Source organism: Streptomyces sp. NPDC096079, assembly GCF_040303145.1.
GTDB lineage: Bacteria > Actinomycetota > Actinomycetes > Streptomycetales > Streptomycetaceae > Streptomyces.
This window is the reverse complement of sequence record NZ_JBEOST010000008.1, coordinates 305,375-323,423: the sequence shown is the minus strand read 5'-3', so window position 1 is coordinate 323,423 and position 18,049 is coordinate 305,375. Positions and strand designations below refer to the sequence as shown.

Here is an 18,049-nt window from a genome sequence, read left to right as displayed (position 1 = left end):
AAGAATCTGACTGAGTGTCAGAAAACTATTGAACTGGACCCCCGGCTCCTGCAACCTGTTCCAGAACTGGAGACGGGAGACCCCCATGGGCGGCACCGAACACCTCAGCGTCCGGCGCGAAGGCGCCACGCTCGTCCTCACCTTGAACCGGCCCGAGGCCAAGAACGCCCTCTCGCTGCCGATGCTCGTCGGCCTGTACGACGGCTGGCTGGAGGCCGACGCCGACGACGGCATCCGCTCCGTCGTCCTCACCGGCGCGGGCGGTTCCTTCTGCGCGGGCATGGACCTCAAGGCCCTCGCCGGAAAGGGCATGGCGGGCGAGGAGTACCGGGACCGGCTGAAAGCCGACCCCGACCTGCACTGGAAGGCGATGCTCCGCCACCACCGCCCCCGCAAGCCCGTCATCGCCGCCGTCGAGGGGTACTGCGTCGCCGGCGGCACCGAGATCCTCCAGGGCACCGACATCCGGGTCGCCGCCGCCTCCGCCACCTTCGGCCTCTTCGAGGTCCGGCGCGGACTCTTCCCCATCGGCGGCTCCACCGTGCGGCTGCCCCGGCAGATCGCCCGCACCCACGCCCTCGAAATGCTCCTCACCGGCCGCCCCTACAGCGCCGAGGAGGCCGCCGCGATCGGACTCGTCGGGCGCGTCGTCCCCGACGGCACCGCCCTGGACGCCGCCCTCGACATCGCCGAACGCATCAACGCCTGCGGACCGCTCGCCGTCGAGGCGGTCAAGGCCTCCGTGTACGAGACGGCCGAGATGACCGAGACGGAGGGGCTCGCCGCCGAGCTCAAGCGGGGCTGGCCGGTCTTCGACACGGCGGACGCGAAGGAGGGGGCGAGGGCGTTCGCGGAGAAGCGGCCGCCGGTGTACCGGCGGGAGTGACCATCCTCCTCCGCCCCCACGCCCACCACCCCACCAAGGAGCCGTCCCATGACAGCCGTCACCCCACCGCCGGAGGCCCTCCGCGCGCCCCTCGTCGTGGAGTTCCCCTTCACCCGTTCCCTCGGCCCCGTCCAGTCCGCCTTCCTCACCGGACTGCGCGAGCGCACCGTCCTCGGCGTGCGCACCGAAGCCGGCGAGGTGCTCGTCCCGCCCGTCGAGTACGACCCGGCGACCGCCGCCGAGCTGCGCGAGCTCGTCGAGGTCGCCGCCACCGGCACCGTCACCACCTGGGCCTGGAACCCCGAGCCCCGGCGCGGGCAGCCCCTCGCCACCCCCTTCGCCTGGGTCCTCGTCCGCCTCGACGGCGCCGACACCGCGCTCCTGCACGCCCTCGACGCCCCCGGACCCGAGGCCGTCCGCACGGGCATGCGGGTGCGGATCCGCTGGGCCGCCGCACGCTCCGGCGCCATCACGGACATCGCGTGCTTCGAGCCGTACGAGAGCACCGAGGGCCATGAACCGGCCCCGCACGACGGACGGTTCGACGCCCCGGTGACCGGCATCGTCGCCGCCGCGCGCCTCGACTACACGTACAGCCCCGGCCGCGCGCAGACGCGCTATCTGCACGGGCTCGCCGAGCGCCGCACCGTCGGCGAGCGCTGCCCCTCCTGCGCCAAGGTGTACGTGCCGCCCCGCGGCGCCTGCCCGACCTGCGGCGTCGCCACCACCGACCGGGTCGAGGTGGGCCCCCGCGGCACCGTCACCACCTACTGCATCGTCAACATCAAGGCGAAGAACCTCGACATCGAGGTCCCCTACGTCTACGCCCACATCGCCCTCGACGGCGCCGGACTCGCCCTGCACGGCCGGATCGCCGGCATCCCCTACGACGAGGTCCGCATGGGCCTGCGCGTCGAACCCGTGTGGAGCGAGGACGGCCGCTACCCCGACCACTACCGGCCCACCGGCGAGCCCGACGCCGACTACGACACCTACAAGGAGCTGCTGTGACGCCGGACCGAGAGGTGGCGATCGTCGCGTTCGCCCAGAGCGACCACCGGCGGCGCACCGACGACCTCTCCGAGGTCGAGATGGTGATGCCCGTGCTGCACGAGGTGCAGCGGCAGACCGGTCTGAAGGCCTCCGAGATCGACTTCACCTGCTCCGGTTCCTCCGACTACCTCGCCGGGCGCGCCTTCTCGTTCACCATGGCCCTCGACGGCGTCGGCGCCTGGCCGCCGATCTCCGAGTCCCACGTCGAGACGGACGGTGCCTGGGCGCTCTACGAGGCATGGGTGAAGCTGCTCACCGGCGAGGCCGACACGGCCCTCGTCTACTCCTACGGGAAGTCCTCGCCCGGCTCCGTCCGCGACGTCCTCACCCGCCAGCTCGACCCGTACTACCTCGCGCCGCTCTGGCCCGACTCCGTCGCGCTCGCCGCCCTCCAGGCGCAGGCCCTCGTCGACGCCGGGGACACCGACGAACCGGCCCTCGCCGCGATCGCGGCCCGCAGCCGGGAGGCCGCGCGGACGAACCCCCACGCCCAGCTGCCCGGCGCCCGCCCCCAGGGCGACTACGCGGTCGGGCCCCTCCGCACGGGCGACTGCCCGCCCATCGGCGACGGCGCCGCCGCCGTGATCCTCGCCGTCGGCGACCGGGCCCGCGAACTGTGCGAGCGCCCCGCCTGGATCCGGGGCATGGACCACCGGATCGAGGCGCACTCCCTCGGCGTCCGCGACCTCACCGATTCGCCGTCGACCCGCCTCGCCGCCGAACGCGCCGGAGCCTTCGACCGACCCGTCGACACCGCCGAGCTCCACGCGCCCTTCACCTCCCAGGAGGTCGTGCTGCGCAAGGCCCTCGGCCTCGACGAGAGCGTGACGGTCAACCCCTCGGGCGGCGCCCTCGCCGCCAACCCCGTCATGGCCGCGGGACTCATCCGGCTGGGCGAGGCCGCCGCCCGCATCAACCGCGGGGAGTCGGACCGCGCCCTCGCCCACGCGACCTCGGGACCCTGCCTCCAGCAGAACCTGGTCGCCGTCCTGGAAGGAGACAACCGTGCCTAAGGAGCCCGTGGCCGTCGTCGGCATCGGCCAGACCAAGCACGTCGCCGCCCGCGGGGACGTGTCGATCGCCGGACTCGTCCGCGAGGCCGCCGTCCGCGCCCTGGAGGACGCGGAGCTGACCTGGGCGGACGTCGACGCCGTCGTCATCGGCAAGGCGCCCGACTTCTTCGAGGGCGTCATGATGCCGGAGCTGTACCTCGCCGACGCGCTCGGCGCGGTCGGCAAGCCCATGCTCCGGGTGCACACCGCCGGCTCGGTCGGCGGCTCCACCGCGCTCGTCGCCGCCAACCTGGTCTCCGCGCGCGTGCACCGGACCGTGCTCACCCTCGCCTTCGAGAAGCAGTCCGAGTCCAACGCCATGTGGGGCCTCTCCCTGCCCGTCCCCTTCCAGCAGCCGCTCCTCGCCGGCGCCGGAGGCTTCTTCGCCCCGCACGTCCGGGCCTACATGCGCCGCACCGGCGCCCCCGACACGATCGGCTCCCTCGTCGCGTACAAGGACCGGCGCAACGCGCTCAAGAACCCGTACGCCCACCTCCACGAGCGCGATCTCACCCTGGAGAAGGTCCAGGCCTCGCCGATGCTCTGGGACCCGATCCGCTACTCCGAGACCTGCCCCTCCTCCGACGGCGCCTGCGCCATGATCCTCACCGACCGCGCCGGAGCCGACCGCGCGCCGCGCCCGCCCGCCTGGGTGCACGGCGGCGCCATGCGCAGCGAACCCACGCTGTTCGCGGGCAAGGACTTCGTCTCCCCGCGCGCAGGCAGCGACTGCGCCGCCGACGTCTACCGGCAGGCCGGCATCACGGACCCCCGGCGCCAGATCGACGCGGTCGAGATGTACGTGCCGTTCTCCTGGTACGAACCCATGTGGCTGGAGAACCTGGGCTTCGCCGAGGAGGGCGAGGGCTGGAAGCTCACCGAGGCCGGGGTGACCGAGCTCGACGGCGACCTGCCCGTGAACCCCTCGGGCGGGGTGCTCTCCACCAACCCGATCGGCGCCTCCGGCATGATCCGCTTCGCCGAGGCCGCCCTGCAGGTACGGGGCGACGCCGGCGAGCACCAGGTCGAGGGCGCACGCCGGGCGCTCGGCCACGCCTACGGGGGCGGCGCCCAGTTCTTCTCCATGTGGCTCGTCGGGGACACCCCGCCCACCGGCTGAGCCGCAGCCGGACGACGCCTACCCTGGCCCTCATGAACGCGGAACGCGACCTGACCAGGCTCCTCGCCGGGATGCGCCCGGACCTCGACCCCGGCCGCTACGTCTTCACCACGGTGGACGGCCCCGCCCCGGCCGGGGTCGCCCCCGTCGTCACCGTCGCCGAACCCGAGGGCCTCACCCTCGTCGTACGCCAGGAGGAGGCGGACGCCGCCGGGCTCGCGTACGACTACGTGGCGGGCCGGATCACGCTCCGCGTGCACTCCGCGCTCGACGCCGTCGGACTCACGGCGGCCGTCGCCGGCGAGCTCGCCGCGGCGGGCATGAGCTGCAACGTGGTGGCCGGATTCCATCACGACCACCTCTTCGTCGAACACGAGCGCGCATCCGAGGCGTTGGCCCTCCTGGGCGCGCTCTCGCGGAGGTCGGCCGACTCGGCCGCGTGAGGCGGCGCACCCGGCTCCGCCCGGCGCCGGGCGCGCACCCTCCGCGACCGGCACGGCGCCCCGGGTGACCGCGTGCCCCACCGGCGAAGCTCCGGCGACCGCTCCGGACCGCCCGGGAACGGCATCGCCGGCGCAGGCCCCGCCCCTGCACCGCGGGCCGCCGGAAGTCCTGGCGAGAGGGGCCGGCCCGAGGCGGCCGCCCGGCGCGTCGCGCCGTGCGCCGGGGCACGTACCATGGCCGTATGTCCTTCCTCCGCCGCCGCAGCGCCGCCACACCCGCGGGCCCGGACTTCGACGTCCTGGCCATGGATCCGGGGGACTGGCCCGGCAATCTCGGCGCCGGTCTGCTGCCCGCACCCGACGGTTCCTGCCAGGGCGTGTTCCTCCGCTACGACCTGTTCGGCGGCCGCGGACCCGCGATGATCATCGGCAACCTCCCGGAGGGCTCCCCGGCGCGCGAGCTCGCCGACGGCCAGATCCCCTTCGAGGTGGCGCAGCTCCTCGCCGCCCTGGAGAACGACGAGCCGGTCGAGGTCCTCGACACCGAGGACGTCCCCGTCATGCAGGGCGACAACCTCCTCATCGTGCGCCGCCTCAAGCTCTCCGAGAGCCGCATCTCCTGCGTCCAGTTCGACCGCAGCGACAACGTGCTCGTGACGATCGCCAGTTGGGACCGGCCGATCACCGACGACCTGTACGCACTGCTCAAGCCGCTGCCCGCCGAGCTGTTCCAGCAGGGCTGACGGGGACGGGGGCCGATGAGCGCGCGCGTGGACGCCTGGATCTGGGCGGTCCGGCTGACCAAGACCCGCTCGCAGGCCGCGGCCGCCTGCCGGGCGGGACACGTCAAGGTCAACGGCGAGCGGGTCAAACCCGCCCAGGCCGTGAAGCCCGGCGACGAGGTCCGGATCTTCCACGGCGGCCGGGAGCGGATCGTCGAGATCAAGGAGCTCCACGTCAAGCGGGTCGGCCCGCCCGTCGCCGCCGAGGCGTACCTGGACAACAGTCCGCCCCCGCCGCCGCGTGAGCACGTGGCCGTCGCCGCCGTGCGCGACCGGGGCGCGGGACGCCCCACCAAGCGCGAGCGGCGAGAGCTCGACGACCTGCGCGGCCGGCGCCCCTGACGCGCCCCGTCCGAAGGCCTCCGGGAAGCTCCCCGGAGGCCTTCGGCGTCTGCTCAGCGCGGTCCGGCGCCGAGCAGCTCGGAGATCCGCGCGGCCGAGGTCCCGAGCCCCCGCGGCCCGCCCCGCAGAAGCGTGCTGCCGCTGCCCGCGCGCACGTCCTCGGAGCCGTAACGCCGCACGCTCCGGTGCCAGTTGAGGACGCCCGCGAGCCAGTCCTCCAGACCCCGGAGATACGACTCGAAGGCCGCCCGGTCCGCCGCCCCGAGCCCGAAGTCCTCGTAGAGCAGCGGGACCTCACGCTGCTTCAGGTTCTCGTACTGCCGCAGCCGGCCCCGCATCAGCTCGTCGACCATCGACACGGCGGTCGGGTAGTCGCAGTCGAAGAACTTCTGCAGCACCAGGACCCCGTTGTGCACCTCGCCCTCCACCTCGATCTCCTTCTGGTACGAGAAGAGGTCGTTGACGAGCGCTCCGTAGTCCATCACCGCGTTCTCCAGGCTGCGCACCGTGCCCGACCGGAAGAGCTCGGGCGGCAGCGTCGCCTCCTGCCGCAGCCGGGACAGCAGCATGGTCAGTTGGGAGCCGAAGGTGCTGCGGCGCATCTCGATGTAGTCGACGGGGTCGGGCACCCGGTGCTGGAGCACGTTGTGGAGCTCCCACAGCCAGCTGTCGAGCATCACGTCGATCGCGCGCCGCACCTCGTCCCGCGCCCGGGGCGTCATCGGCGTGGCGGTCCGCCTCCAGACGTCGGCGAGCGCACGCTCCAGCGGGTTCACCGCGAAGGCCGCTCCGGCCGCCGGCTCGTCGACCGGCACGCACGCCTTGAGCCGGTCGGTCTGCTCCTTCGCCGCGGCCAGACCGCCGGCCCGCCCGAAGACCGCCGGGTAGTAGTCGTCCGCGTACGTTCCCCAGGTCAGCCAGTCGGCGCTGAGCTTCAGCTCCTCGGGCGAGGCGTCCGGGTCGAGGCCCGCCGCGCACAGCGCCAGGTCGAAGCCCTCCGCCATCGCCCGGTCCCACAGGTCGTCGAGCAGCCCCGTCCGCTCCGCCCAGTCGACCGTGTGCCGCGCCGCCTCCCCGTGGTGGGGGTTGACGGTGAGCGGGTACGGCAGGTCGAACCCGGGCAGCAGGGACGGGCCCACGTGCTGGTGCGGCACGTGGGTGAACGCCCGGTGCCGGGCCGCCGCCGGCCGCCCGAACAGGGAGCGGACGTCGAGGGCGGAGGTGCCGATGATCCCCTCCAGGTGCGAGGGTCCGCCGACCATGCCCTCGTTCATGTAGCGGCTGGAGCGCATGTGCCACTCGTGCCCGCCGGACTGCCAGTCCTGGAGCCCCTTGGCGTACGCCGCGACGGCCGCGCACTCCAGCGGGCTCAGGCCCTGCTCGGCGGCGAGCAGCGGCACCTCGGTGAGCGCCGTGTGCTCGAACTGCTGGACCCGCGAGGTCAGCAGGTCGTTGACGGCGTTCGCCGCCTCCTGGGTCGTGCAGCCGAGGAACCGCTCCAGGACCAGGACGCCGTTGCTGTTCTCTCCCTCCTCCTCCACCTCGCGCTGGTACGAGAACAGGTCGTTGCGCAGGTGCACGGCGTCCGAGAAGGCGTCCCTGAGTACCCGCAGCGGCCGGGAGTGAGCCACCCGGTCCGGGACCTCGGCCCCCGCCGCGTACTCGACGAGCCCGGCCGACCAGGGCGCGCCGCCCACCTTGCGGCGCATCTCGATGTACTCCAGGGGGTTGGCGACCCGTCCCTCGTTGATGTTGTCGAGCTCCCAGAGCGACTCGTACAGCAGGTGCTCCGTGGCCTCGGCGAACCGCACCCGCCAGCCCGCCGACATCGAGGGGACGGTCCGCCGCCAGAGGTCCGCGAGGCCCGCCTCGACGGGGTTCGTGGGCTCGGGCATGCCCACCGCCGGGTCCGCCGGCATGAACAGCGGCAGCCGGTCCAGATAGGCCTTGCTGCCCGCCCGGTCCTGGGTGCGCTTGAAGACCTCCAGGAAGTGGTCGTCGAAGAAGAAGACCCAGGTGTACCAGTCGGTGACGAGGTTCAGCACGTCCTCGTCGCAGTCCGGGTGCGTGTACGAGCAGAGCAGCGCGTAGTCGTGGGAATCGAGGTCGTGCTCCTCCCAGACCCCCGAGCCCTCCAGCATCCCCATCGCCCGCGCCCAGTCACGCGTGTGCGTGCGGGCGGCCTCCACATGGGGATTGAGCCGTGCCGGATACGGAACATAGAAATCCGGCATAACGAAGGGCTGAGGCATTTCCTGGAGGGCCTTCCGGTGAGCTGGGGCTCTGACCGGCCCAGCCTTACCCGTCGCCCGGGTGGCGCACGCGGCCTCCCGAATAGTCGTATGAACGCCGGAAGGGTGGTGCCGGACCCCACGCCCGGCACCACCCCGCACCTTTCGGCCGACTCTCCGTCAGGCCTTGGAAACCCGCACGTCAGAGGCCTTCACAAAGGCGACCCGATGGCCGAACTGGATCTGGTAGTACTCCTCCTGGCCCCGGACGACCGTGTGCCCGCTCGGGTCGAACACCGGCGCGAAGTAGTACTCGCCCGGGGTGCGGCCCCCGACCACGTACCGCTGACCGGCGAGCAGCCTGTACGGCAGGGGCGACACCGACTGCACCGGCACGCCCGCCGGATAGGCCGAGGCCTCCGGATACGCCCGCCCGTACACCGGCACCTCCGCCAGCCCCTCCCGGGGCGTCAGGACCAGGCCCCGCGCGTTCACCGCCGTCGGCTCCTTCACCGGGTTCGAGAACCACGCCTTCTGCCCGAGGTACCAGACGGCCGTCCAGTCCCCCCGGCGCTCCGCCACCGCGAAGCTCTGCCCGGTCGAGGCCCGCGCCCCCGTGTCGTTGACACCGGTGGTGGAGTCCTGCCCGCCCGGCCGCAGACCGATGTCCTTCACCAGGGGCGCGTCGGCGCTCGGCGCGGTGTGCAGGCGCACCGCACCGCTGCCGTGCGGCGCGCACGCCTGCCCCGCCGTCACGCAGTCCGTGTAGACCGGCCGGTGGGTGTCGTAGTCGGGCCGGATCGTCACCACGCCCGCGCGCGGACCCGCGCTCGGCGTGATCGGGCGTCCGAGCAGCCGGAAGTAGTGCGCCCAGTCCCAGTACGGCCCCGGGTCCGTGTGCATGCCCTTGATCGAGGACGTCACCGTGCCCGGCACGTTGTCGTGGCCCAGGACGTGCTGCCGGTCCAGCGGGATGTCGTACCGGGCGGCGATGTACCGCACCAGGCGCGCCGACGACCGGTACATCGCCTCCGTGTACCAGGAGTCGGGCGAGGTCAGGAAGCCCTCGTGCTCCAGACCCACCGACTTGGCGTTCACGAACCAGTTGCCCGCGTGCCAGGCCACGTCCTTCAGCGGCACGTGCTGCGCGACGTGCCCGTCGGAGGAGCGCAGCGAGTACTGCCAGGACACGTACGTCGGGTCCTGCACCAGCTTCAGCGTGGTGTTCCAGTCGGCCTCGGTGTCGTGGATCACGATGTAGTCGACCGACTGCGAGACCGGCCGGTTCGCCTTGTCGTGGTTGCCGTAGTCGCCGTCCCCGAACTCCTCGTACGGCGCGGGGACCCACTCGCAGGCCACCGAGGCCGGGCACTCCACGGGACCGTCGGCGGGCCGGCGCAGCCCGAGGGCCGCCACCTGACCCGTGACGGGGCTGACGGCCGGGGCGGCGGGGAGCGTGACGACCTGCCCGCTGTCCGTCGTCCGCGTCTCCCCGGTCCGGATCACGTCGAACACGTCGTCCGCGTACGTCGCCGCCGTCGCCGAGTCGTCGGCGCCCGAGTACCGGGCCACCGCCCCGTACCAGTCGGCCGGGTCCGCGCTGGCCGGCAGGCCGGCCTCGCGCTGCGCCGCCGCGAGCAGCGCCGCCCCGCCCTCGATGTTCGCGGCCGGTACGGTACGCAGCTCCTCGGCGGGGATCCCGGACAGCGCTGACGCCCGCTCCAGGGTCCGCAGCCGCCCGGGCAGGTCGGCCGGAGCGGGCACGGGGGCGTCGCCCGCCGTGCGGGCCGGGCGCGAGGAGTCGCCGCGGGCGTCCTCCTCGCCCTCCGAGTGGTGCGGGGCGCTCCGGGTGAGCGCGGTCGCCGCGTCCGTCAGGTGCATCGGCCCGTAGCCGCCGGTCACGCTCGGCGCACCGCCGTGGGTGTCCCACCGCGACTGCAGGTACGCGACGGCGAGCAGCACGCTCTCGGGCACGCCCTGACGCTCGGCGGCCCGCGCGAACTGCTCCTGGAGGACACCCGCCTCGGGGACGTCTGCGCCGGCGGGCGGCGCGGCGGACAGCAGGGGGACCAGCAGGGCGACGGACGCCAGGGCGCCCACCGCCCCCGGCACTCGGATCGGTGAAGGACGTCTGCGGGACGCGGAACGGAGCAAGGCAGCCTCCAGAGGCAGGGGGTGACACGGGGGCGTGCGGGGCCGAACCCGTACAGGGGTATCGGCTCCCGGACGTCTCGTCAATCACACCTGCGCAAAAGGAAGTTCCCACGTCAGGACGGGAATGGAGGCCATGTGGCGGAGTTTCGCCGAGACGGGTCCCGGGCCTGGGACGCGTCACTGGAGTGGACCAATGGAGGCGTTCGGCCCGTCCGGCTTCCCTTGCTTCCGGCTTCCCTGCTACCGGCGTACCGGCGTACCGGCGTACCGGCGTACCGGCGTACCGGCGTACCGGCGTACCGCGGGACAGGGAGGGACAGGGAGGGCCAGGGAGGCGGACAAGCCGATGCGCCGCGTCCCGGTGTGTCGGCACCGGGCTCACGGCGCACCGCCCCCGTGTGGTCGGTCGGGCCCGCCCCTTCAGCGCGTCCCGACCGCCGCGCGCACGGCCCGCCGTGCCATGGCGCAGTCGTCGTGCAGCCGCCTCAGCAGCAGCCGCTGTTCCTCGCCGGGCGCGAGCGTCCCCGAAGGGACCGGCACGGAACCGGCCGGCGGAGCCTCCTTCATCGTGCGCTGCACCGCCGTCTCGTAGGTGCGGATCTCCCGCGTCAGCACGATCATCAGGTTGACCAGGAAGGCGTCCCGAGAGGCCGGGCCCGCCTGCTGGGCGAGCTGACTGATCTGCCGCCGGGCGAGCGGCGCGTCACCGAGCACCGCCCACAGGGTCGCGAGGTCGTAGCCCGGCAGGTACCAGCCGGCGTGCTCCCAGTCGACGAGGACCGGTCCGGCGGGCGAGAGCAGGATGTTGGACAGCAGGGCGTCACCGTGACAGAACTGGCCCATGCCCTGCCGGCCGCCGGCGTGCGCCAGACCGTGCAGCAGCTTCTGCAGGTCGTCCCGGTCCCGGTCGGTGAAGAGACCGAGCTCGTGGTAGCGCGCGATCCGGGCGCCGTAGTCCAGCGGGGCGTCGAAGGTCCCGGCCGGCGGCCGCCAGGCGTTGAGCCGGGCGATCGCGCCGAGCGCGGCCCGCACGTCGGCCCGGGGCGGAGCCTCGACGGGGTGGCGCGACAGCGCCGCCGCCCGTCCGGGCATCCGCTCGATCACCAGCGTGCAGTTCTCCGGATCCGCCGCGATCAGCCGCGGCGCCCGCACCGGCGGACGGTGACGGACGAAGGAGCGGTAGGACGCTATCTCGTGCCGGAACCGCTCGACCCAGGCGGGCGAGTGGTCCAGTAAACACTTCGCGACCGCCGTGGCCCGCCCGGTCGTCCCGACGATCAGTACGGAACGGCCGCTGCGCCGCAGCACCTGCACCGGGTTGAACTCCGGGCAGATCCGGTGGACCGACGCGATCGCCATCTTCAACTGCGCCCCCTGGGGGCCGGACAGATCGATGCGTCCGCTGACCGGCTGGGTACCGGTGCCGCCCGCCCAGCGCCGCGGCCGGACGGCCTGCGGCGCGGGGGCGAGGTACGGTCCGGCGCCGGCGGGGACGACGCGGTGCTGCGGCCGGGGCGGGGCGGACACGGAGGACGATGCTGTGTACATGGAGGACAGATCCCTTCGTGTGCCGACGAGTTGCGTGCGTCGCCCCGCCCGCCCCCGGTCCGCACCCTGGGGAATGAGGGCCGGTCGACGGGGCGGGGTGGCGCGTTCCTACCTGACACCCGGGCGCGGGTGGCGGAACATCTCGCGCACCCTGGCGAAGCCTGGCGAATTGTCGCCAGGCCTATGACAGGGGGTTAGTGTCAACTCAGCCGAGAACCTGGGGGCTTAGACGTGACCGAGCAAACCAACACCCGCCTGGCAGACCTGTTCGGCCTGGCCGGCTGGTCCAAGGGCGAACTCGCGAGACTGGTCAACCGGCAGGCGGCGGCCATGGGCCACCCCCAGCTGGCGACCGACACCTCGCGGGTGCGGAGGTGGATCGACCGGGGCGAGACCCCGCGCGATCCCGTCCCCCGGGTGCTGGCAGCACTGTTCACCGAGCGACTCGGCCGTGTCGTGACCATCGAGGACCTCGGGTTCGTACGACACGGGCGCGCCGGAAAGAAGCAGGACGTCAGGAAGACGGAGAACCCTGACCGGCTGCCCTGGGCACCCGATCGTACGGCTGCGGTCCTCACCGAATTCACGGGAATGGACCTCATGCTCAACCGACGCGGCCTGGTGGGCGCGGGTGCCGCGCTTGCCGCCGGCTCCGTACTCAGCAACGCCATGCACGACTGGCTCCAGACCGACCCCGCACGCAAGGGCGCCGCCCCGCGGGCCACCGATCCCCTCCACGCCGACCCCGCTGGGTTCGACCGCTACGAGGCCGCCCCCATCGGGTCGGAGGAGATCGAGGCCCTGGAGCACTCGGTGGAGGTGTTCCGTGCCTGGGACGCCTCCCGGGGCGGCGGTCTCCAGCGCAAGGCGGTCGTGGGCCAGCTCAACGAGGTGGGCGGCATGCTCGCCTACCGTCACGCCGACCACCTCCAGCGGCGCCTGTGGGGCGTCGCCGCCAACCTGGCGGTCCTCGCGGGCTGGATGTCCCACGACGTCGGTCTCGAACCGACCGCCCAGAAGTACTTCGTCATCGCCGCCCACGCGGCCCGCGAGGGCGGCGACCGGCCCAGGGCCGGCGAGGCGCTCTCCCGGGCGGCCCGCCAGATGGTGCACCTGGGCCGCCCCGACGACGCCCTCGACCTGATGAAGCTCGCCAAGGAGGGCTCGGGCGAACGGGTGCTGCCCCGCACCCAGGCCATGTTCCACACCATCGAGGCCTGGGCGCAGGCCTCGATGGGACGGGGGCAGGCCATGCGGCGCACCCTCGGCGAGGCCGAGGAGCTGTTCGTGTCCGACCGGCAGGACGAGAAGCCGAGCTGGATGCAGAACTTCGACGAGGCCGACATGCACGGCATGCAGGCCCTCGCCTACCGCACCCTCGCCGAGCACGAGCCGACGGCGGCGATCCCCGCCCAGCGGCACGCCAAGCTGGCCCTGGAGCTGCGGCGCGGCGGGCACGACCGGTCGAAGCTCTTCGACCACATCTCGCTGGCCTCGGCCTGCTTCATCGCCGACGACCCGGAGCAGGCCGACCGGTACGCGCGGCTCGCCCTCATGTCCATGGGGGACACCTCGTCCCACCGGACCTGGGACCGGCTGCGCGAGATGTACCGGCTCACGGGCCAGTACGCGGGCTATTCGAGGATCGAGAGCCTGCGGGAGGAGATCGAGCTGGCCCTCCCCAGGTCGCCCGTCAACCGCCCCCGGACCGGGCAGGCCTGAGCCGCCCCGTCCGTGGGGCGGGAAGGCTCATCGGTGGGGCGGGAAGGTCCGTCCGTGGGTCCGTCCGTGGGGCGGGAAGGTTCAGGAGACACCCGTCAGCGATTCCCTCGGCGGTTCCCGCCGTGGTGTCGCGAGCGGGATCCCGGGGTGTCCTCGACGGCGGCCCGTCGCGGGCCGCAGTCAGCGGGGGATCCGGACCACCATCACGCAGGCGTCGTCCTCGCGTGACTCCTCGCCGAACTCCTCCACCACGGCGCGCACGCAGTCCTGCGCGTCCCGCGCCTCCGCGAGCCGGGGACCGAGGGCGAGCAGCCGCCGCGCGCCCGTGTCGTCGTGCCTGCCGCCGCCACGGGTCAGTCCGTCGGTGTGCAGGACCAGCAGGTCCTCCGGGTGCAGCCGGGTCTCGGCCTCGCCGTAGGCGCCACCGGTCGTCGCCCCGAGGAGTACGCCCTCGGGGCGCCGGAGCGCGTGCCCCGTCCCGTCGCGGAAGAGCAGCGGGGCGGGGTGTCCTGCCTGCGCCCACACCAGGGTCCGGGTCACCGGGTCGAACCGGCAGCACATCGCGCTGCCGAGCGCGGGCTGCCCCGAGGTCTCCAGGAGCTGGTTGAGGTGGCCCATCAGCGCGGCGGGCCGGATGCCGGCGACGGCCATGCCCCGCAGCGCTCCGAGGAGCATGGCCATGGAGGAGGTCGCGGCGACCCCGTGCCCCGTCAGGTCGCCGACGGTCAGCAGCGCCTCGCCGCCGGGCAGCGCGAGCGCGTCGTACCAGTCGCCGCCGATGAGTCCGGTACTGGCGGCCGGCAGGTAGTGCGCGGCGACGTCGAGCGGCGCGGGGCCGTCGTGGGCGAAGCGGAGCGGGCCGCGCCACGGCGGGAGGACCGCCTCCTGCAGCTCGACGGCGACCCGCCGCTCGGTGCGTTCGATGTGGCGGCTGCGCTCCAGGCTGTCCCGGCTCTCGCGGACCGCCCGCTCACTGCGCCGCAGCTCGCTGACGTCCCGGATGACGGCCCACATCGAGGCCGTGCAGCCGTCGGTGTCGAGCACGGGCTCGCCGGTCATGTGCACCGTGCGCACCCGGCCGTCCGTCCGTACGATCCGGAACTCGCCGTCGATCGGCTTCCCGTCGATCAGGCAGTCCGTCACCATGGCCTGCAGGACCGGCTGGTCCTCGGCGAAGACCATCGTGGGCATCTCGTCGAGGGACATCGGGCCGCTCTCCAGGGGCCGTCCGAAGATGTCGAACAGCTCCTCGGACCAGCTGACCTCGTCGGTGAGCAGGTTCCACTCGGCGCTGCCGACCCGGGAGAGCAGCGAGCCGGTGCGGGGCGGTGCGGCCACGCCGTACGCCGTGCCGGGGGCGGTCGCGAGCGAGGTGTCGACGACGACGTCGAGCTCCTCGGCCTCGGGTGCCGCGCCGGCCGGGACCCCCGCGCGGAGCTGGCCCAAGTGGGCGCGCAGGTCGTCGAGTTGGCTCACCGCGAGGTCGCACAGGGCGCGCTGCCACCGCTGCTGAGGGTCGTCGTCGTCGGCCACGGCGTCCCGGCGCACGGCGTCCACCCCACCGCGCAGGCGGCGGGTCTGCGAGATCAGCGCGTCCACCGCGCCCGGCTCCGGCGGCTGGGCGGGGCGGTCCGCGAACAGATGGGACGGCATGTCGTACTCCGATGCAGGCGCGGCGCGGCCACGTGTGGAAGGCGGCCCGTAGACGACTGTTGCACAGCCCGGGACAGGCCGTAAGGGATTTGGCAACACTCGATCCGGTGGTGCTTCTGGCATATGTCAAAGGCCCGGCGATTATCGGACAGGGCGCGACGCGTTACGGTGCGGGGGTGGTGAACGACGACGGAAACGGCACGGTGGGCGCGGGTACGACGGTCACGGACGGGGTGGTCGCGGGGGAGTCGGACATGCGTACGGAGGCGGGCACGGCGGTAGCGGCCGACGGTTCACGGGGTGTGGGCGCGGGCGCCGGAGCCCCGGGTGTGGGTGTCGCGGATGTCGGTGCTGCGGTGGCCGGACCCGGACCCGGACCCGTGACTTCGGGCGCGGGTGTCGGTGCTGCGGGCGCCGCCGCCGGGAGCACGGTCGCCGGAGCCGCCGGTGCGGGCGCCCCGGCCTCCAGTGCCGTGGGTACGGCCGTGCTGCTCGCCGCCGCGCCCGCCGGGCGGGGCCGCGCGATGGACGCCGCCTCCGTCCTGCCGGCGCTCGCCGCCGTACCGCCCGGAGTCCTCACCGGCGCCGCGGCCGCCACGGTCGTCGAACTCGCCGACCCCCTGGACCCGCAGACCGTCCTCACCCGTCTCCGCGCGGCGGCCGCGAGCCCGGGGCCCCTGGTCGTCTGCCTCGCGGGCCAGCTCCACCTCGACCGCCGGCAGCAGCTGCCGCACCTCGCGCTCGCCCGCACCACCCCGGCGACGCTCCGCTACACGGCGCTGCCCTGGCACTGGCTCGCCGGCGAACTCGGCGTCCGCCCACCCGGCACCACGACCGTCGTCGCGGACCTCGCGGTCGACCCGGAGCTCTGGCAGCGCCTCACCGCCGCGCCGGGCCTGCTCCACCTGGGGCCCGGCCCCCTGCTCTACGCGCGCGTGGTGCCCGCCCCGCGCAGGGGCGAGCCCACGACGCCCGCGTACCTGCGTGCCTGGGCCGAACTCTGGCGCTCCGGCGCCCGCCTGGCCCCGGCGGCGGCGCACGCGGAGGCCGCCGCGCGCGCGGTGACGGTCGCCCCCGCCCCGGCCCCGCTGTTCCTGACCCCCGCGCCCGTGCCGACGCCGACGCCGGCGCCCCCGGACCGAACGGCACCCGAGCCCGCGCCGGTGACGGGTGCGGTGCGCGTCCCCGTGGCCGGGCCCGCCCCCCTGCCCCGGATCCCTCCGGAGTACGTGTCCGCCGGGCCCTCCGGCTCGACGGCCCCGGCCGCGGTCCCGGCCCTGGTCCCGGAGGACCCCCACCCCGCGATCCTCGCCGCCGCCATGGCCGGACGGCACGGGGAGGCGGCGGCGGTGGCCGCGGCCTGGGAGCACGAGGCGCTGCGCCGCCACGGACCCCGGTCGGTGGAGGCCGTGCACTGGACGGAGGTGCGCGCCGACCTCGCCCGCCTCGCCGGGGAACCGGCCCGCAGCTGCGAACTCTGGCTCGCCGCCGCGGAGGCCCGGCTCGGGCTGCTCCAGCGCCCCGACGACCCCGACGTCGAAGGAGCCGTGGACCGGGCCCACCATCAGTGGGAGCACATCGGCGACCCCGACCGCGCGCGGGCCCTCGGCCCCGCCCTGGTCGACCTCAGACGACGGGTCCCGGGCCGCCGCCCCGGCGCCCTGGCCGCGCTCACCCGCCGCCTGGGCTGAGGGACCCGGACGGGCGCGGGCGGCGGCGCACCGGCCCACGTCCGTACGACCGCCGTGCGCTCGCCGTCGACCGACCCTTCCGAGCCCCGTTCCCGAAAGGCCCGACACGTGACCTCGCTCGCCACCGCCCAGCGCTCGCTGGCCGATCCGTCCGTGCGTCACCCGCTGTGGCCGCCGCTCACCCGGGGCTGCCCCGTCACGTCCACCGAGGACGTCGCGTACCCCCTCGACATCGACTACGCCTACGACCGGGTCCCCGCCGATCTGTTCACCCGCCCGGCCGCCCACGGTCTGGAGCGCTGGGCGCCGCTGCTCCCGCCCCTCGCCGCGCCGGGCCTCGGTGAGGGCAACACCCCCCTGGTCGCGCTCCCGGACGGCGTCTGGGTGAAGGACGAGTCCCGCAACCCCACCTGGAGCCACAAGGACCGGCTCAACCGGGTCGCGGTCAGCGCCGCCGTGGCCTCGGGCGCGCGGGGCGTCGTCGTCTCCTCGTCGGGCAACCACGCGGCGGCGGCCGCCGCCTACGCCGCCCGGGCCGGGCTGCCGTGCGCCGTCTTCACCTCGCCGTACGCCCCGCCGGCCGTCGCCTCCCACCTGCGCGCCTACGGCGCGACGGTCCTGACCGTCCCGCCGGCGTCGGTCCGCCCGCTGATGCGCCGCATCGTGGACGAGCTCGGCTTCCAGAGCGTCAGCAGCGTGACGGACACCGCCCACACCGGGCACCCCTTCGGGCCCGAGGGCTACAAGACGATCGCGTACGAGATCGCGCTCGACCTCGGGCGCGCCCCTGCCGAGGTGCATCTCCCCACGGGGTACGGCGAGTTGCTGTTCGGTGTGGCCAAGGGGTTCCAGGAGCTCGCCCGGCTCGGCGTCACGGACTCCGTCCCCCGGATGTACGCGGCGGAGCCCGCGGCGGCCGGGGCCCTCACCGAGGCCCTGCGCACCGGCAGGCCCGTGGCCCGCGTTCCCGTCGCGCCGACCACCGCGTACGCCATCGACTGCGAGATCAACAGCTACCGCGGCGTCCTCGCCGTCCGTACCACCGGGGGCGCGGCGCACACAGTGACCGACGATCACATGGCGCTGGCACGCGCGGAGTTGGCGGCGCAGGGCATCTGGTGCGAGACCTCCTCGGCCGCCGGCCTCGCCGGACTGCGTGCCCGCGGGCGCGGCGGGAGCGACGGCCCGGTGGTGTGCGTGGTCACGTCCAGCGGCTACAAGGACATCGCCACGGCGACGGAGGCCTTCGCGCCGACGGCCCCGGACTGGGAGCCGATCAGGGCCGCCCTGACGGCCCGGGAGACCGAGCCGCGCTGAGGCCGTCGCCCCGGGACCTGTCCGGACGGGTCCCGGGGCGACGGCCGGAAACAGG

Annotated in this window: 14 protein-coding genes; 10 read left to right on the top strand and 4 right to left on the bottom strand. The window is 74.1% G+C overall.

Features of this window, described 5'->3' with window-relative positions; genetic code table 11:
* Positions 1 to 85 precede the first annotated feature (85 nt).
* The 7 genes from ABTY59_RS19275 (at position 86) to ABTY59_RS19245 (ending at position 5,678) form a co-directional block, all read left to right on the top strand.
* Complete coding sequence (locus ABTY59_RS19275; protein WP_352020170.1) at positions 86 to 886, top strand: crotonase/enoyl-CoA hydratase family protein; 801 nt, start codon at positions 86 to 88, stop codon at positions 884 to 886.
* A gap of 48 nt (positions 887 to 934) precedes the next feature.
* The gene (locus tag ABTY59_RS19270; RefSeq protein ID WP_352020169.1) at positions 935 to 1,897 is read left to right on the top strand and encodes a Zn-ribbon domain-containing OB-fold protein; all 963 of its coding nucleotides are present in this window, start codon (positions 935 to 937) and stop codon (positions 1,895 to 1,897) included.
* On the top strand, positions 1,894 to 2,952 hold the full coding sequence (locus ABTY59_RS19265) for a thiolase family protein (protein ID WP_352020168.1): 1,059 nt from the start codon (positions 1,894 to 1,896) through the stop codon (positions 2,950 to 2,952). Before ABTY59_RS19270 ends, ABTY59_RS19265 begins: the two co-directional genes overlap by 4 nt.
* Positions 2,945 to 4,111 (top strand): thiolase family protein, encoded by a 1,167-nt coding sequence (locus ABTY59_RS19260; RefSeq protein WP_352020167.1) that lies wholly within the window; start codon positions 2,945 to 2,947, stop codon positions 4,109 to 4,111. The genes ABTY59_RS19265 and ABTY59_RS19260 overlap by 8 nt, the downstream gene beginning before the upstream one ends.
* A gap of 32 nt (positions 4,112 to 4,143) precedes the next feature.
* Complete coding sequence (locus tag ABTY59_RS19255; RefSeq protein WP_352020166.1) at positions 4,144 to 4,554, top strand: ACT domain-containing protein; 411 nt, start codon at positions 4,144 to 4,146, stop codon at positions 4,552 to 4,554.
* A gap of 242 nt (positions 4,555 to 4,796) precedes the next feature.
* Positions 4,797 to 5,297 (top strand): hypothetical protein, encoded by a 501-nt coding sequence (locus ABTY59_RS19250; RefSeq protein WP_024757478.1) that lies wholly within the window; start codon positions 4,797 to 4,799, stop codon positions 5,295 to 5,297.
* A gap of 15 nt (positions 5,298 to 5,312) precedes the next feature.
* Positions 5,313 to 5,678 carry an RNA-binding S4 domain-containing protein gene (locus ABTY59_RS19245; RefSeq protein ID WP_352020165.1) on the top strand — a complete coding sequence of 122 codons (366 nt, stop codon included), beginning with the start codon at positions 5,313 to 5,315 and terminating at the stop codon, positions 5,676 to 5,678.
* Positions 5,679 to 5,731: 53 nt separating this feature from the next.
* Here ABTY59_RS19245 and ABTY59_RS19240 read toward each other — a convergent pair whose 3' ends face one another.
* From ABTY59_RS19240 to ABTY59_RS19230, 3 genes are all read right to left on the bottom strand, one after another.
* Positions 5,732 to 7,930, bottom strand: coding sequence for a terpene synthase family protein (locus tag ABTY59_RS19240; protein WP_352020164.1), 2,199 nt, complete (start codon positions 7,928 to 7,930; stop codon positions 5,732 to 5,734).
* Positions 7,931 to 8,089: 159 nt separating this feature from the next.
* The gene (locus ABTY59_RS19235) at positions 8,090 to 10,021 is read right to left on the bottom strand and encodes an N-acetylmuramoyl-L-alanine amidase (RefSeq protein WP_352020163.1); all 1,932 of its coding nucleotides are present in this window, start codon (positions 10,019 to 10,021) and stop codon (positions 8,090 to 8,092) included.
* Positions 10,022 to 10,483: 462 nt separating this feature from the next.
* Positions 10,484 to 11,611: an aminoglycoside phosphotransferase family protein gene (locus ABTY59_RS19230; protein WP_352020162.1), complete on the bottom strand. Its 1,128-nt coding sequence runs from the start codon at positions 11,609 to 11,611 to the stop codon at positions 10,484 to 10,486.
* Between the two features lie 231 nt (positions 11,612 to 11,842).
* Here ABTY59_RS19230 and ABTY59_RS19225 point away from each other — a divergent pair, with 231 nt between their 5' ends.
* On the top strand, positions 11,843 to 13,333 hold the full coding sequence (locus ABTY59_RS19225; RefSeq protein ID WP_352020161.1) for a DNA-binding protein NsdB: 1,491 nt from the start codon (positions 11,843 to 11,845) through the stop codon (positions 13,331 to 13,333).
* Positions 13,334 to 13,513: 180 nt separating this feature from the next.
* On the opposite strand, the gene ABTY59_RS19220 is transcribed toward ABTY59_RS19225, so the two are convergent.
* Complete coding sequence (locus ABTY59_RS19220) at positions 13,514 to 14,986, bottom strand: PP2C family protein-serine/threonine phosphatase (protein ID WP_352020160.1); 1,473 nt, start codon at positions 14,984 to 14,986, stop codon at positions 13,514 to 13,516.
* Positions 14,987 to 15,366: 380 nt separating this feature from the next.
* Between ABTY59_RS19220 and ABTY59_RS19215 the strand changes: the two genes are divergently transcribed.
* Together ABTY59_RS19215 and ABTY59_RS19210 are read left to right on the top strand one after the other, a co-directional pair.
* On the top strand, positions 15,367 to 16,677 hold the full coding sequence (locus ABTY59_RS19215) for a hypothetical protein (protein ID WP_502995382.1): 1,311 nt from the start codon (positions 15,367 to 15,369) through the stop codon (positions 16,675 to 16,677).
* 108 nt (positions 16,678 to 16,785) lie between these two features.
* On the top strand, positions 16,786 to 17,994 hold the full coding sequence (locus ABTY59_RS19210; RefSeq protein WP_352020159.1) for a threonine synthase: 1,209 nt from the start codon (positions 16,786 to 16,788) through the stop codon (positions 17,992 to 17,994).
* The last annotated feature ends 55 nt before the right edge of the window (positions 17,995 to 18,049 follow it).

Excerpts from the sequence above, each read along its gene's own strand:
- ABTY59_RS19275 (WP_352020170.1), top strand. The coding sequence starts at position 86 with ATGGGCGGCACCGAACACCTCAGCGTCCGGCGCGAAGGCGCCACGCTC.
- ABTY59_RS19270 (WP_352020169.1), top strand. The coding sequence starts at position 935 with ATGACAGCCGTCACCCCACCGCCGGAGGCCCTCCGCGCGCCCCTCGTC.
- ABTY59_RS19255 (WP_352020166.1), top strand. The coding sequence starts at position 4,144 with ATGAACGCGGAACGCGACCTGACCAGGCTCCTCGCCGGGATGCGCCCG.
- ABTY59_RS19250 (WP_024757478.1), top strand. The coding sequence starts at position 4,797 with ATGTCCTTCCTCCGCCGCCGCAGCGCCGCCACACCCGCGGGCCCGGAC.
- ABTY59_RS19245 (WP_352020165.1), top strand. The coding sequence starts at position 5,313 with ATGAGCGCGCGCGTGGACGCCTGGATCTGGGCGGTCCGGCTGACCAAG.
- ABTY59_RS19240 (WP_352020164.1), bottom strand. The coding sequence starts at position 7,930 with ATGCCTCAGCCCTTCGTTATGCCGGATTTCTATGTTCCGTATCCGGCA.
- ABTY59_RS19230 (WP_352020162.1), bottom strand. The coding sequence starts at position 11,611 with ATGTACACAGCATCGTCCTCCGTGTCCGCCCCGCCCCGGCCGCAGCAC.
- ABTY59_RS19220 (WP_352020160.1), bottom strand. The coding sequence starts at position 14,986 with ATGCCGTCCCATCTGTTCGCGGACCGCCCCGCCCAGCCGCCGGAGCCG.